At 70.5% G+C, this 12943-nt stretch carries 13 protein-coding genes and 1 riboswitch; of the genes, 4 read left to right on the top strand and 9 right to left on the bottom strand.

Going from position 1 to position 12943, the window contains the following annotated elements; all coding sequences use genetic code 11:
- Window positions 1–10: 10 nt before the first annotated feature.
- The 6 genes from ACK4YQ_RS08010 to ACK4YQ_RS07985 all read right to left on the bottom strand — a co-directional run bounded on the left by ACK4YQ_RS08010 (window position 11) and on the right by ACK4YQ_RS07985 (window position 6012).
- On the bottom strand, window positions 11–892 hold the full coding sequence (locus ACK4YQ_RS08010; protein ID WP_409610114.1) for an EamA/RhaT family transporter: 882 nt from the start codon (window positions 890–892) through the stop codon (window positions 11–13).
- A gap of 90 nt (window positions 893–982) precedes the next feature.
- Window positions 983–2551, bottom strand: a complete 1569-nt coding sequence (locus tag ACK4YQ_RS08005) for a 2-isopropylmalate synthase (protein WP_409610112.1) — start codon at window positions 2549–2551, stop codon at window positions 983–985.
- 226 nt (window positions 2552–2777) lie between these two features.
- A complete protein-coding gene (locus ACK4YQ_RS08000; protein ID WP_409610110.1) occupies window positions 2778–3398 on the bottom strand; it encodes a glutathione S-transferase family protein in 621 nt (206 codons plus the stop codon).
- Between the two features lie 2 nt (window positions 3399–3400).
- A complete protein-coding gene (locus ACK4YQ_RS07995) occupies window positions 3401–4111 on the bottom strand; it encodes a TVP38/TMEM64 family protein (protein WP_409610108.1) in 711 nt (236 codons plus the stop codon).
- Between the two features lie 30 nt (window positions 4112–4141).
- Window positions 4142–5404, bottom strand: coding sequence for a serine hydroxymethyltransferase (glyA, locus tag ACK4YQ_RS07990; protein WP_409610106.1), 1263 nt, complete (start codon window positions 5402–5404; stop codon window positions 4142–4144).
- A 37-nt stretch (window positions 5405–5441) separates the two neighbouring features.
- A riboswitch (ZMP/ZTP riboswitch) is annotated at window positions 5442–5525 on the bottom strand.
- On the bottom strand, window positions 5524–6012 hold the full coding sequence (locus ACK4YQ_RS07985) for a hypothetical protein (RefSeq protein ID WP_409610104.1): 489 nt from the start codon (window positions 6010–6012) through the stop codon (window positions 5524–5526). (Overlaps the previous riboswitch by 2 nt.)
- 135 nt (window positions 6013–6147) lie before the next feature.
- Between ACK4YQ_RS07985 and ACK4YQ_RS07980 the strand changes: the two genes are divergently transcribed.
- A complete protein-coding gene (locus ACK4YQ_RS07980) occupies window positions 6148–7350 on the top strand; it encodes a pyridoxal phosphate-dependent aminotransferase (RefSeq protein ID WP_409610102.1) in 1203 nt (400 codons plus the stop codon).
- A 48-nt stretch (window positions 7351–7398) separates the two neighbouring features.
- On the opposite strand, the gene ACK4YQ_RS07975 is transcribed toward ACK4YQ_RS07980, so the two are convergent.
- Together ACK4YQ_RS07975 and ACK4YQ_RS07970 are read right to left on the bottom strand one after the other, a co-directional pair.
- Window positions 7399–7635, bottom strand: coding sequence for a DUF2171 domain-containing protein (locus ACK4YQ_RS07975; RefSeq protein ID WP_409610100.1), 237 nt, complete (start codon window positions 7633–7635; stop codon window positions 7399–7401).
- Window positions 7636–7702: 67 nt separating this feature from the next.
- Window positions 7703–9280, bottom strand: coding sequence for a CHASE domain-containing protein (locus ACK4YQ_RS07970; protein WP_409610098.1), 1578 nt, complete (start codon window positions 9278–9280; stop codon window positions 7703–7705).
- Window positions 9281–9528: 248 nt separating this feature from the next.
- Here ACK4YQ_RS07970 and ACK4YQ_RS07965 point away from each other — a divergent pair, with 248 nt between their 5' ends.
- The 3 genes from ACK4YQ_RS07965 (at window position 9529) to ACK4YQ_RS07955 (ending at window position 12453) form a co-directional block, all read left to right on the top strand.
- On the top strand, window positions 9529–9705 hold the full coding sequence (locus ACK4YQ_RS07965) for a DUF4169 family protein (protein WP_409610096.1): 177 nt from the start codon (window positions 9529–9531) through the stop codon (window positions 9703–9705).
- Window positions 9706–9857: 152 nt separating this feature from the next.
- Window positions 9858–10079 carry a ribbon-helix-helix domain-containing protein gene (locus ACK4YQ_RS07960; protein WP_409610094.1) on the top strand — a complete coding sequence of 74 codons (222 nt, stop codon included), beginning with the start codon at window positions 9858–9860 and terminating at the stop codon, window positions 10077–10079.
- A gap of 31 nt (window positions 10080–10110) precedes the next feature.
- Window positions 10111–12453, top strand: coding sequence for a DUF3553 domain-containing protein (locus ACK4YQ_RS07955; RefSeq protein WP_409610092.1), 2343 nt, complete (start codon window positions 10111–10113; stop codon window positions 12451–12453).
- Here the strand turns inward: ACK4YQ_RS07955 and ACK4YQ_RS07950 are convergent.
- Window positions 12450–12881 (bottom strand): hypothetical protein, encoded by a 432-nt coding sequence (locus ACK4YQ_RS07950; RefSeq protein ID WP_409610090.1) that lies wholly within the window; start codon window positions 12879–12881, stop codon window positions 12450–12452. The two genes, ACK4YQ_RS07955 and ACK4YQ_RS07950, sit on opposite strands and share 4 nt — an antisense overlap.
- Between the last annotated feature and the right edge of the window lie 62 nt (window positions 12882–12943).

The raw sequence follows: 12943 nt of genomic DNA, 5'->3' as shown, positions 1-12943 counted from the left end.
CCTGCGCGCCCTAGCCCAGGGCCGCCAGCACCACGCCGAGGGCCGTGACGGCCCCCGCCGCCGCCTGGACCAGCGACAGCCGTTCCTGGAACAGCCGCCGCCCCGCCGCTGCGGCGATCGGCGCCTCGATCACCCCCACCGCCCGCACGGGGCCGGCCGGCGCCAGCGCCAGGGCCGAAAACCAGCAGGCCGACGCCGCCGCCCCGAAGAACCCGGCGCCGAGGGAGGCCCGCCACGAGGCGGCCACCGCACGCAGCGCCTGCGGCCGCGCAAGCGCCAGGGCGGCGCCCAGGCCCAGGGTCTGCAGCGTCTGGGCCACGCACACCGACGCCACCCCGGAATAGATCGGATAGTCCGGCTCCAGCGCCAGGCCCGCGCGGCGGTAGGCGTTGAGCGTCACGGCGAAGAACGCCGCCGAGGCCAGTCCCGCCGCCGCCCCGGCGAGGTCGCGCCGGCCCTCGCCCTTACTCGGCCAGGACAGGGCCATCAGCCCCGCGGTCGTGGTCGCCACCCCGATCCAGCCCTGCGCGCTCAGCCGGTCGCCCAGCGCCGCAAAGCCCAGCAGCGCTCCGAACGGCAGCGAGGCCTGCTGCATGAAGGTGGCCACCGCGAAGCCGGCCCGGCGCATGGCGGTCAGCAGGGCCGCGGTGGCGCTCACCTGCCCCAGGGCGCCGATGGAAACCGCCGCCAGGAACTCGCCGCTCAGCCTAGGCGCGGCGTACGGGGTCAGGGCCGCCGCCACGGCGAAGATCGCCAGCGAGAACGGCAGGCCGAACAGGAAGCGAACCAGCGTCGCCCCCCAGGGGCCGGCGTCGCCCACCAGCCCTCTTTGCAGCGCGTTGCGCGCCACCTGCAGCGGCGCGGCCGCCGCCGTCAGTACGATCCACAACATGACAGACACACCCGCTCAGCCCGCACGCGTGCAGGCCCGCCGCCCCTCAGGCGGCGTGGTCGCCGACAACCCCGCCTTGCGGCCGGGCGCCTAGAAGCCGGAAGCGACCTTCGCTTCGGGCGCGCTCTTTTCCTTCCTCGCAAAGAGGTTGTTGAGCGCGTTCACATAGGCCTTGGCCGAAGCGGTCAGGGTGTCGGTGTCGGCCGCCTGGCCGGTGGCGATGCGGCCGTCTTCCTCGAGCCGCACCGAGACCTGGGCCTGGGCGTCGGTGCCCTCGGTCACCGCGTGCACCTGGAACAGGCGCAGGATGGCGGTGTGGGGGATCACCTCATGGATGGCGTTGAACACCGCGTCCACCGGGCCGTCCCCGGTCGCCGTGGCGGTGCGTTCCTCGCCGTCGACGGTGACAGTCAGTTCGGCCTGCTGCGGCCCCTCGGTGCCGGCCACCACCCGCAGGTGCGAGACCTGGATGCGGTCCGCGCCGGAGGCCAGGGCGTCGTCCACCAGGGCCACCAGATCGTCGTCGAAGACGTGCTTCTTCTTGTCGGCCAGGTCCTTGAACCGCTGGAACGCCTCGTTCAGCGCGTTCTGGCCCAGCTCGTAGCCCAGCGCCTTGAGCTTTTCGCGGAAGGCGTGCCGGCCCGAATGCTTGCCCATGACGAGGTTGGTGGCGCCCTGCCCCACGTCCTCGGGCCTCATGATCTCATAGGTCTCGGCGTTCTTCAGCATCCCGTCCTGGTGGATGCCGCTCTCGTGGGCGAAGGCGTTCTTGCCGACGATCGCCTTGTTGAACTGCACCGGGAAGCCGGTGATCGCCGAGACGTAGCGGCTGGCCCGCGTGATGTGCTGCGGGTCCACGCCCGTGTAGTACGGCAGCGCGTCGCCCCGCACCTTCAGCGCCATCACCACTTCCTCGAGCGCGGCGTTACCGGCGCGCTCGCCGATGCCGTTGACCGCCACCTCGACCTGGCGCGCCCCGCCTTGCACGCCCGACAGGCTGTTGGCCACGGCCAGGCCCAGGTCGTTGTGGCAGTGCGTCGAGAAGATCACCCCGTCCGCCCCCGGCACATTCTCGATCAGGTCGCGGAAGATGTCGGCGTATTCCGACGGATAGGTGTATCCCACCGTGTCGGGGATGTTGATCGTCGAGGCCCCGGCCTTGATCGCGGCCTCCACGCAGCGGCGCAGGAAGTCGCGCTCGGTGCGCGTGGCGTCCTCGGCCGACCACTCCACGTCGCCGCACAGGTTGCGGGCGTGGGCGACCGACTTGGTCACCATCTCCAGCACCGCCTCCGGCTCCATCTGCAGCTTCCACTTCATGTGGACCGGGCTGGTGGAGATGAAGGTGTGGATGCGGCCGCGCTTGGCCGGGCGGATCGCCTCGGCGCAGCGCTCGATGTCGGCCACCCCGGCCCGGGCCAAGCCGCAGATCGTGCTCTCGGTGACGATCTTGGAGATCTCGCGCACGGCCTCGAAGTCGCCGTTGGAGGCGATCGGGAAGCCGGCCTCGATCACGTCGACGCGCATCTCCTCCAGGATCTTAGCCAGCTCGAGCTTCTCCTCGAGCGACATGGAGGCGCCGGGCGACTGCTCGCCGTCGCGCATGGTGGTGTCGAAGACGATGACGCGCTCGCGCGCCGGATCGGTTACGGAGGTCATGGGGCAGGTCTCTTCGCGGAAGGCGGTTTTACAGGGCTTGGGCGGAAGGGTCATCCCCTGAACGCCCGGCCGCGAAGACGCGCAGCCTAGTAAGGCGCCCAGGGGCGGCTAAGCCCCAGGTCGAGACGCAGGCCGAGCATAAGCTGGCTGTGGCGGCGCATGTCCATGGGCCGCTCTCTACCCCAAAACGCCGCTCTGGCGCAAGGCGATTGCCGCCGGCGCGCCGCTAGGCCGCATGTACGGCAAGAACCTTGCTCACCGCCGGGCGCGCCCTCATCCGCGCCTGGTGCTCGGCCACCTTCGGGAAGTCGCCCAGGTTCACCCCCAGGTTGCCGAGCCAGGAGGCCAGGGTGAACAGATAGGGGTCGGCGACGCTGTAGTCGGCGCCCATCATCCAGGGTCCGCGGAACATCGAGGCTTCGATCGCCGCGAACTCGTCGGCCATGTTCTTCGGCGCCCGGCGCTTCATGTCCTCGATCGAGCTGTCCTCGTCGGCCCAGCGCGTTCCGCGCCGCCAGTGAGCGTAGGCCGGATGCACCGTCGAGCAGATGTAGGCGTTGAAGCTCTGCAGCTCGGCGAAGGCGAAGGGATCGTCCAGCGGCGCAAGGCCCGCGGCCGGATGGGCCTGGGCGATGAAGGCCAGGATCGCCGGGGTCTCCGTCAGCACGCCCCGCTCGGTGACCAGCGCCGGCACCCGCCCCTTCGGATTGATCGCCAGGTACTCGGGCGTGCGCTGCTCGCCCGCGGCCAGGTTCAGCCGCACCGCCTCGTAGTCGGCGCCGGCTTCCTCCAGGGCGATGTGCGAGGCCAGCGAACAGGAGCCGACGCTGTAGAACAGCTTCATCATGGTCAGACCTTCTCCCCTTCCCGCCGCTTCAGCCAGCGGCGCGCATACCAGCCGATCGCCAGCCAGGCCGCGGCGATCCCGACCAGCCAGCCGACGTGCTCGAGCCCCTCGCCCTTCAGCGCCTGGACGATGGAGTTCCCCGCAAAGGCCGTGAGCGCGATCTTCGGCACGATGCCCAGGGCCGTGCCCGCCGCGAACAGCCACACCGGCATCGGCGTCACCCCGGCGGCCATGTTGACGACGATGAACGGCGCGGAGGGCACCAGCCGCACGATCAGGCTCGCCAGGAACGCGTTGCGCCCGACCAGGTCCATGAACTTCCTCACGCCATCGCCCGACAGCAGGGTCATGGTCCGCCCGCCGGCCAGCCGCCCCAGGTAGAAGCCGACCAGGGCCGAGACCATGGTGCCGATCCAGCTGTAGGCGAAGCCCGTCCACGGCCCGAAGGCCACCACCGCCGCGGCGATCAGCACGAACTGCGGCACGCCCAGGAAGGCCAGGACGGCGAAGGCCGCCACCGCCGCCGGCAGGGCCCAGGGGCCGTCGGCCGCCAGGCCGAGCCAGCGCTCGACGGTGGCCTCGCCGGAAAAGCCCAGCACCTGGGCGCCGAACAGGAACACCACGCCCACCCCGCCGAACAGCACGAAGGAGACGGCCAGGGTGCGCCAGGCGCGGGCGTCCATGTTGGTCAGGAAGCGCAGGATGCTGCCCATGCCGCTCCCTCGCCCGTTCGCCCGCCCCGGTCAAGCGTGGGCGACGCCCGGCACGGGGAAGCCCCGGCACAGCGCACGCACCTCGCCCCGCAGCCGTTCGGCCAGCGCCGTGTCCTGCGGCGCGCGCAGGGCCTGCGCCATCCAGCCGCCGAGCCGGCGCATCTCCCCCTCGCCCATCCCGCGGGTGGTGCAGGCCGGCGTGCCCAGCCGAACCCCGCTGGGCCGCAGGGGCGGTCGAGGGTCGTCCGGGATCACCTGCTTGTTGGTGGCGATCCCGATGCGGTCCAGCGCCTCCTCCGCCGCTCGGCCGTCGATCCCGAAGCTCGCCACGGCGTCGATCACCATCATGTGGTTGTCGGTCCCGCCGGTGACCAGGCTGACCCCCTCGTCCAGCAGGGTCGCCGCGAGCGCCTTGGCGTTGGCCAGCACCTGTTCGGCATAGGCGCGGAACTCGGGCTCGGCCGCCTTCCTGAAGGTGATCGCCGCCCCGGCCACGTTGTTCATGTGCGGTCCGCCCTGCAGGCCGGGGAACACCGAGGCGTCGATCGCCTTGGCCAGGTCCTTGCGGCACAGGATCAGTCCCCCGCGCGGCCCCCGCAGGGTCTTGTGCGTGGTGGTCGTCACGATGTCGAAGCCGGCGTCAAAGGGATTTCGCATCACCCCGGCCGCGACCAGCCCGCCTATGTGGGCGATGTCGGCCATCGCCAGCGCCCCCACCTCGTCGGCCACCTTGCGGAACCCCGTGTAGTCGTAGTCCCGCGGGTAGGAGGAATAGCCGGCCAGAACCACCTTGGGCCGGACCTGCTTGGCCAGCTTCATCACGTGGTCGAAGTCGATCGCCCCGCCCTGCGCGGTCTTGTAGCGGACGAAGTTGAACACCTTTCCCATGTGCGAGACGGGCGCCCCGTGGGTCAGGTGCCCGCCGTGGGACAGGTCCATCGCCAGCACCGTGTCGCCGGGCTGCATCACCGCGAAATAGGCCGCCTGGTTCATCGGCGAGCCCGAAAGCGGCTGCACGTTGGCGTGCTCGGCCCCGAACAGGCGGCAGGCGCGCTCCCTGGCCAGCCGTTCCACCGCGTCGGTGTGCTCCTGGCCGCCGTAGTAGCGCCGGCCGGGGTAGCCTTCGGAATACTTGTTGGTCAGCACCGATCCCAGCGCGGCGAGCACTTCGGGATAGGTGTAGTTCTCCGAGGGGATCATCTCGACCCCGTCGACCTGGCGGGTCTCCTCGCCGGCGATCTCGGCGAAGATGTCGGGGTCGTAGGTGCGAAGGGCTTGGCGGTCGGCGTCCATGGGCGGCTCCTGGCGAGGAGGTCTGACCGGGAAGGATCCCGATCGCCCAGGCGAGCGGCCGATGACGTCCGCGCTCCCCGAGGGTTGAATCCCTCCGATCTCGCCAGTCACGCGGACGTTCAGCGGTTTAGCGTCGCCTCCGGCGGGCCGCAATAGACCAGTCCGACCTCGCCGCTGAACGGCCCGCCGCTCACCAGCATGGCCTTGGCCGATTCGGCGAAGCGCAGATGGAGCGTCGAGGGCGCGGGCGGGGCCTCCGCCACGCAGGTCATGTCGATGTCGTAGCCGCCGGGCGTGGGCGTCACCTTACCAAAGGTGCAGGCCACCTCCCCCGGGGTTTCCAGCTCCTGCGCCGAGAAGCGCCAGGCCTCGTGGCCGCAGGCGGTGGCCGCGGCGGCCCAGCGGCCGACGTAGCGCGGATCGGGCCCGTTGATCGGCGGCAGGTCCTTGCCGACGGGCGCCGGCGCGAGGGCCGTGGCCGGGGCGGGCGGACGCACCGCGGCCGGCGGCGCGGCGGCGGCGGGCGCATCTGACGTGGGGACGGTCCGCTCGCAGGCCGCGAGGGCCGCGGGCGCCAGCGCGATCAGCAGCGCTTTGGATCGGGGCATGACGCTCCTCCTGTGACCTTTCGGCAAACGACGGGCGCCATCCGCCGTTCCACGGACCATTCGGGGTTGCGCACGTCCCGCCATGGTCTACACCCCCGGGCGTTTCTTCCACCTCAGACGGAAAGCCCCAGCGCCATGTCGCTCGAATCCGCCACGCTCGCCCGCGTAAAGCCCTCCGCCACCATGGCGACCGATCAGAAGGCTCGTGAGCTCAAGGCGCAGGGCAAAGACGTCATCAGCCTGGGCGCCGGCGAGCCGGACTTCGACACGCCCGACAACATCAAGGAAGCCGCCATCAAGGCGATCCGCGACGGCAAGACGAAGTACACGACGGTCGACGGCATCCCGGAGCTGAAGGAGGCGATCTGCGCCAAGTTCGCCCGCGAGAACGGCCTCGCCTACAAGCCGTCCCAGGTGAACGTCTCGCCCGGCGGCAAGCCGGTGATCTTCAACGCCATGATGGCCACCCTGAACCCCGGCGACGAGGTCGTGGTGCCCACCCCTTACTGGGTGAGCTATCCGGACATGGTGCTGCTGGCTGGCGGCACGCCGGTGTTCGCCCCGACCACCGCCGAGACCGGCTTCAAGCTGAAGCCCGCCGACCTGGAAGCGGCGATCACGCCCAGGACCCGCTGGCTGATCCTGAACTCGCCATCCAACCCGTCGGGCGCGGCCTACACCAAGGACGAGCTGAAGGCCCTCGCCGAGGTCCTCCTGCGCCACCCGCAGGTGTGGATCCTCACCGACGACATGTACGAGCACCTGGTGTTCGACGACTTCCAGTTCTGGACCATCGCCCAGGTCGAGCCGGCGCTCTACGAGCGCACCCTGACCATGAACGGCGTGTCCAAGGCCTACGCCATGACCGGCTGGCGGATCGGCTATGCGGCCGGCCCCGAGCCGCTCATCAAGCTGATGGCCAAGGTGATGAGCCAGTCCACCTCCAACCCGTGCTCGGTCAGCCAGTACGCCGCCGTAGAGGCGCTGAACGGCCCGCAGGACTTCATCAAGCCGAACGCCAAGCTCTTCCAGGAGCGGCGCGATCTGGTGGTGTCGATGCTGAATCAGGCTAGCGGCCTGAGGTGCCCCACGCCCGAGGGGGCCTTCTACGTCTATCCGTCCTGCGAAGGGCTGATCGGCAAGACCGCCCCGAGCGGACGCACGATCGGGTCCGACAAGGACTTCGCCAACGAGCTCCTCGAGGCCGAGGGCGTGGCGGTGGTGTTCGGCGAGGCCTTCGGCCTGTCGCCCTTCTTCCGCATCAGCTACGCGACCTCGAACACGGTGCTGGAGGAGGCCTGCACCCGCATCCAGCGCTTCTGCGCCTCGGTGAAGTAAGCGGCTCCGCCCCCGTCCCGGGCTTCGGGCGGGGGCGGGCGTCAGCCCTCAGTGCTTCTCGCGCCAGGCGGCCTTAGCGGCGTCCTTGGTGAGGTTCAGGCACACCTTGCCTTCCTCCAGGTGGTCGACCCAGCTCATCGGGATCAGGTGGTGCTTGAGGCCAGAGCCCATGTCGAACTTGGCCAGTTCGATGTCGCCGCCGACGACGTGATCGACGCGGCCGACGTGGCCGCCGTCCGAGCCCACCACATCCATGTGTTCACGGATCTGCGAAGCCTGAATCATCCTTCGTCTCCTTCGTTTCGGGTGCGAGGAGAACTGCTGAAACCGGGCCTGGTTTCAGCCTCGGCCTTCACGCGGCCTCCTCGGCGCCCGCAGGCGGCGCGGCCCTTCGCTCCGGCGTCAGGTTGAACACGATCGAGCAGCTCACGCCCTCGGGATCGAAGGCGAGGCTCACCTCTCCGTTGAGCTGGTGAGCCAGGCCCGCCACGATCAGCCGCGAGCCGAATCCCTGCCGTGTCGGCTTGCCGACCGGGGGGCCGCCGGCCTCACGCCAGACGATCGAAACCTGGTCCGGGGCGCCCTGACGTCGCGCCACGGTCCATTCCACCCGCACCCGGCCGTTCTCCGCCGAAAGCGCGCCGTGCTTCGCCGCATTGGTGGCCAGTTCGTGGAACGCCATGCCCAGGGCCACCGCCGTATCGGGCGACAGCCAGACGGGCTCGCCGAGGATGCTCACCCGCTCGCGCCGCCCGCCGCGGTAGGGCTCAAGCTCGGTCGCGGCCAGATCCTCCAGGCCGGCGCCGCGCCAATTGTCCCGGGTCAGCAGGTTGTGCGCCTCGCTGAGGGCGATCAGGCGGGCTTCGAAGGTCCGGCGGGCGCTCTCGAGGTCCGGGGCGCTTCGCAGCGACTGGGCGGCGATCGACTGCACCGTGGCCAGGGTGTTCTTCACCCGGTGGTTCAGTTCGTCGAGCAACAGCTTGCGCCGTTCCTCCCCGCGCTGGCGCGCGGCCACTTCCCGCTCGGCGATCAGGCGGGCGTCGACCTGGACGAACATGGCCCAGGCGAGCGCGCCCGTGGTCATGAGGCCGACAAGAATGAACAGGGCCAGCTCCTGCGAGGCGTCGCCGGCGGCGAAGGCCGGCCCGGCGCTGTAGACCACCGTCCAGGTCCGCCCGCCCACCTCCAGGCGCCGGATGGCGCGATACGCCTTCGCCTCGCGGGCGCCGGCCGGGGTTTCGGCATGGAGAAGCACCTCCTGGCCGGGACGGTCCCCATCGTAGACGGCGTACTGCAGCTCCGGTCCCCGCAGCCCCCTGAACACCTCCTGCAGCAGGGTTTCGGCCCGAAAGGGCGCATAGATCACCCCTTCCAGCAGATCGCGCCTCAGGCCCACGCTGCGCGGCACGGTCCCGCCGCGGTAGATCGGCTCAAGGATCAGGAAGCCTGACCCGTCGCTCGGGTCGCGGGAGGAATAGAGGGTCACCTTCCCGGTCATCGTCAGCAGGCCGCTGTCCCGCGCCCGCTCCACGGCCTCGCGCCGCACCGGATCGGCGAGCAGGTCGCGCCCGATCACCGCGGCCCTGTCGCCGTGGGGCGGTTCGAAATAGGCGATCCTCATCACGGCCGTCCCGTCGGCCGCCCGGCCCCCGGCCGCATAGCCGATCCCCTCCACGCCTGGGTAGCGTGTGGTCAGTTCCACCCGCTCGGCGAAGGCCCGGAACTCCCCGGCGTTGACGGTGCGGCTGGCGGCGAAGAGCCCGGCGCCGGCGCGCAGCACCGCGACATAGGTCCCCAGCCTGTCGACGATGGCGTCGTTGGCTTCGTCCGCCAGGCGCTCGAAGCGTTCGTGTTCCCGGCTTGCGTTGAGGGACTGGATGAGCGCTGCGCCGCCGCCGGTGGCGAGCAGGCCCCCGACGAGGACGAGCACCGGCAGCCCCCTCGCCCTTGACCAGCGGAATGTCCCAGCTCCCGAGCCCGTCGCCACGACCGCTCCCGGCTTTGCGTGTTCCAGGCGTGACTGATTTGCCGCGCCGCGTCCATATTCTTCGCGAACTTCAATGGCTTCATGGGCGCCCGACGGACGAGGCGCGAAACCTCTGTCTGCCGCCGCGGATGATCCCGTTTCGCATCGGCGCGTTTCAGGGCAGATTGCAGCACTCTGTCGCGAGGTCGCCGATGAGCGAGATCGTCAATCTGAACAAGGCCCGCAAGGCCCGGGCGCGCGCCGAGGCCAAGGCCCAGGCCGCCGAGAACCGCTTCGCCTTCGGCCGCACGCGGGCGGAAAAGGTGCGCGGCAAGGCCGAGGTCGTGATGCTTTCCCGCAAGCTCGACGGCGCCCGGCGGGACGACTAGCCCGTCGCAGGCGGCGCGCGGACCCCGGTCATGATCGTCGGCGGCGTGACGCCCAGGCGCCGGCCAGCGCCTTCGCGCAGCTCGCACGCAATTTTTCCGCCGGTCGAGGCGGCGCCTTGCGCAGCCCCCGCTTTGGCCTGCAAGAACGCTTCATGCCCCGCCTGCGCAAGCGCTCCATCCTTCTGGCAGGTCACGCCACCTCCCTCGCCCTGGAGCCGGAGTTCTGGGCCGCCCTGGAGACGATGGCCCAGGCCCGCGGCGTCAGCCTCCCCGCCCTGGTGGCCGAGATCGACGCCGGCCGCGCCGGCGCACCCCTGGCCTCGGCCTGCCGGGTGGCCGCGCTCTCCCACGCGATGAGCTCCGCCCGTAGTTAACCCGGCGCGCTCGCGTGCTACATATGTTCCGATGTCCGCGCCTGAATCGTTCGATCCCGCCCTGCCCTCGCCCCGCGTCAGCGACCTCGCTCGCGTGCGCGGCCCCGACTATCTTGAAGGGCTGAACCCGGAGCAGCGCGAGGCGGTCGAATCCACCGAGGGGCCCGTGCTGGTGCTGGCCGGGGCGGGCACGGGCAAGACCCGCGTCCTCACCACCCGCCTGGCGCACATCCTCGCCACCGGCAAGGCGCGCCCCTGGGAACTGCTGGCGGTCACCTTCACCAACAAGGCCGCCCGCGAGATGCGCGAGCGCATCACCGCCATCATCGGCCCCCAGGCCGAAGGCCTGCGCTGGCTCGGCACCTTCCACGCCATCGCCGCGCAGATCCTGCGCCGCCATGCCGAGCTCGTGGGGCTGAAGTCCAACTACACCATCCTCGACGTCGACGATCAGGAGCGCCTGCTCAAGCAGGTGCTCGAGGCCGAGAACATCGACGCCAAGCGCTGGACGCCCAAGGCCCTGGCGGGCCTCATCGACCACTGGAAGAACCGCGGCTGGACGCCGGACCGGTTGCCGCCGGCCGAGGCCGCCCACTTCGCCAACGGCAAGGGCCAGGCCCTCTACCGCCTCTATCAGGAGCGGCTGCGGGTCCTGAACGCCTGCGACTTCGGCGACCTGCTCCTGCACAACCTGACGATCTTCACCGCCAATCCGGACGTGCTCGCCGACTTCCACGGGCGCTTCCGCTACATCCTGGTCGACGAGTACCAGGACACCAACGTCGCCCAGTACCTGTGGCTGCGGCTGCTGGCCCAGGGCCGCCAGAACCTCTGCTGTGTGGGCGACGACGACCAGTCGATCTATGGATGGCGCGGGGCCGAGGTCGACAACATCCTGCGCTTCGAGCGCGACTTCCCCGGCGCCAAGGTCATCCGGCTGGAGCGCAACTACCGCTCGACCAGCCATATCCTGGCCGCCGCCTCCGGTCTGATCGCCGCCAACAAGTCGCGCCTCGGCAAGACCCTTTGGACCGAGGCCGAGGGCGGCGAAAAGGTCATCGTCCGCGGGGTCTGGGACGGCGAGGCGGAGTCCCGCCTGATCGCCGACGAGATCGAGCGCGCCCACCGCGGCGGAACCGAGCGGGCGCCGCGCGCCTATCGCGACATCGCCATTCTCGTGCGCGCCTCGTTCCAGATGCGCGCCTTCGAAGAGCGCTTCGTGCTGCTGCAGATCCCCTACACGGTGGTGGGCGGGCCGCGCTTCTTCGAGCGGGCGGAGATCCGCGACGCCCACGCCTATCTGCGGCTGATCCAGTCCGACGCCGACGACCTGGCCTTCGAGCGCATCGTCAACGTGCCCAAGCGCGGAATCGGCGACACCTCGGTGCAGAAGCTGCTGCAGGTCGCCCGCCTGAACGGCGTGCCGGCCACCGTGGCCGCCCGCCAGCTGGCGCTCACCGACGAGTTGCCTGCGCGCACCCGCACGTCCCTCGCCAACTTCCTGCGCGACCTGGACCGCTGGCGCGCCCAGGCCGAGGTCATGCCCCACCAACGGCTGATGGAGCAGGTGCTGGAGGAAAGCGGCTACACCGACGCCCTTCGCCTGGACAAGACGCCCACCGCCCAGACCCGCCTGGAGAACCTCAAGGAACTCGTCCAGTCGATGGGCGCGTTCGACAGCCTGCAGGCCTATCTGGAGCACGTCTCCCTGGTGATGGATCTGGACCGCGGCCCTGCGGCCGACGCGGTCCAGATCATGACCCTGCACTCGGCCAAGGGGCTGGAGTTCCCCCTCGTCTTCCTGCCGGGCTGGGAGGAAGGCGTCTTCCCCTCCCAGCGCAGCATGGACGAAAAGGGCGAAAAGGGCCTGGAGGAGGAGCGGCGGCTGGCCTACGTCGGCATCACCCGCGCGCGCGAGGAGGCGCGCATCTCCTTCGCCGCGAACCGCCAGGTCTACGGTCGCTGGACCACCCAGCTCCCTTCCCGCTTCGTGGACGAGTTGCCGCTGGCCAATGTCGAGGCCGCCTCCGAGACCGGCTACTACGGCGGCGGGCCCGGGATGCAGCAGCACGGCAGCCGCTGGGACGAAAGCCCCGCATTCGGCGCCGGCTACTCCTCCCCCGGCTGGAAGCGGGCCCAGGAGCGCAGCTACCGCGGCAGCCAGCCCGGCCGCCAGCAGGTGATCGAGGGCGAAGGCCGGCTGATCGCCGTCTCCGAACCGTCCGCCGCCAGCGACTGGAAGCGCGGCGACCGGGTGTTCCACGTCAAGTTCGGCTACGGCCAGGTCCGCGGCGTGGAGGGCAACAAGCTGACCGTCGAGTTCGAAAAGGCCGGCGAGAAGCGCGTGATCGACAGCTTCGTGGAACGAGCCTAGCGCCGGCGCATCAGCCGCGCGGCCGTGACGCCAAGCCCCAGCGCCAGGGCCGCCGTGCCGGCCACGATGGCGGCCAGCTTCACCTTCGGCGCCTTGGCTTTCGCCTCCGGCGAGGCGGCGATCACCGCCACCGGCGAGGTGGGCGCCAGCGGCGGCGCCTCGGCCAGCGCCGGGGTGGCCAGGCGCGCCTCGGCGCGCTCGAACGCGACCTTGCCGTCGCGCCGGTCCACCTCGGCCACGCGCCAGCCCGCGTCCAGCCAGCCCTTCTTGTGCGGCTTGTCGGCCTCGTTCGACCACCACGAGCTGTAGGTGGAGGCGCTCTTCGGCAGGGGGAAACCCAGCACCGCCTCGACCTCGGCGAAGCTCGCGCGCCATTCGTCGGCGGCCAGGTGGGCGAGGTGATCGGTCAGCGGCTGGTATTTGCTCATCAAGGGCTCCGGGTGCGACCTATGCGTCATTGCCTGGAAGGGCGACTTTCATCAAGTTAGGC

This window comes from Phenylobacterium sp. (assembly GCF_046291545.1).
Classification (GTDB): domain Bacteria; phylum Pseudomonadota; class Alphaproteobacteria; order Caulobacterales; family Caulobacteraceae; genus Phenylobacterium.
Note: the sequence above shows the minus strand (reverse complement) of the source record. Positions and strands in the feature narration are given on the sequence as shown.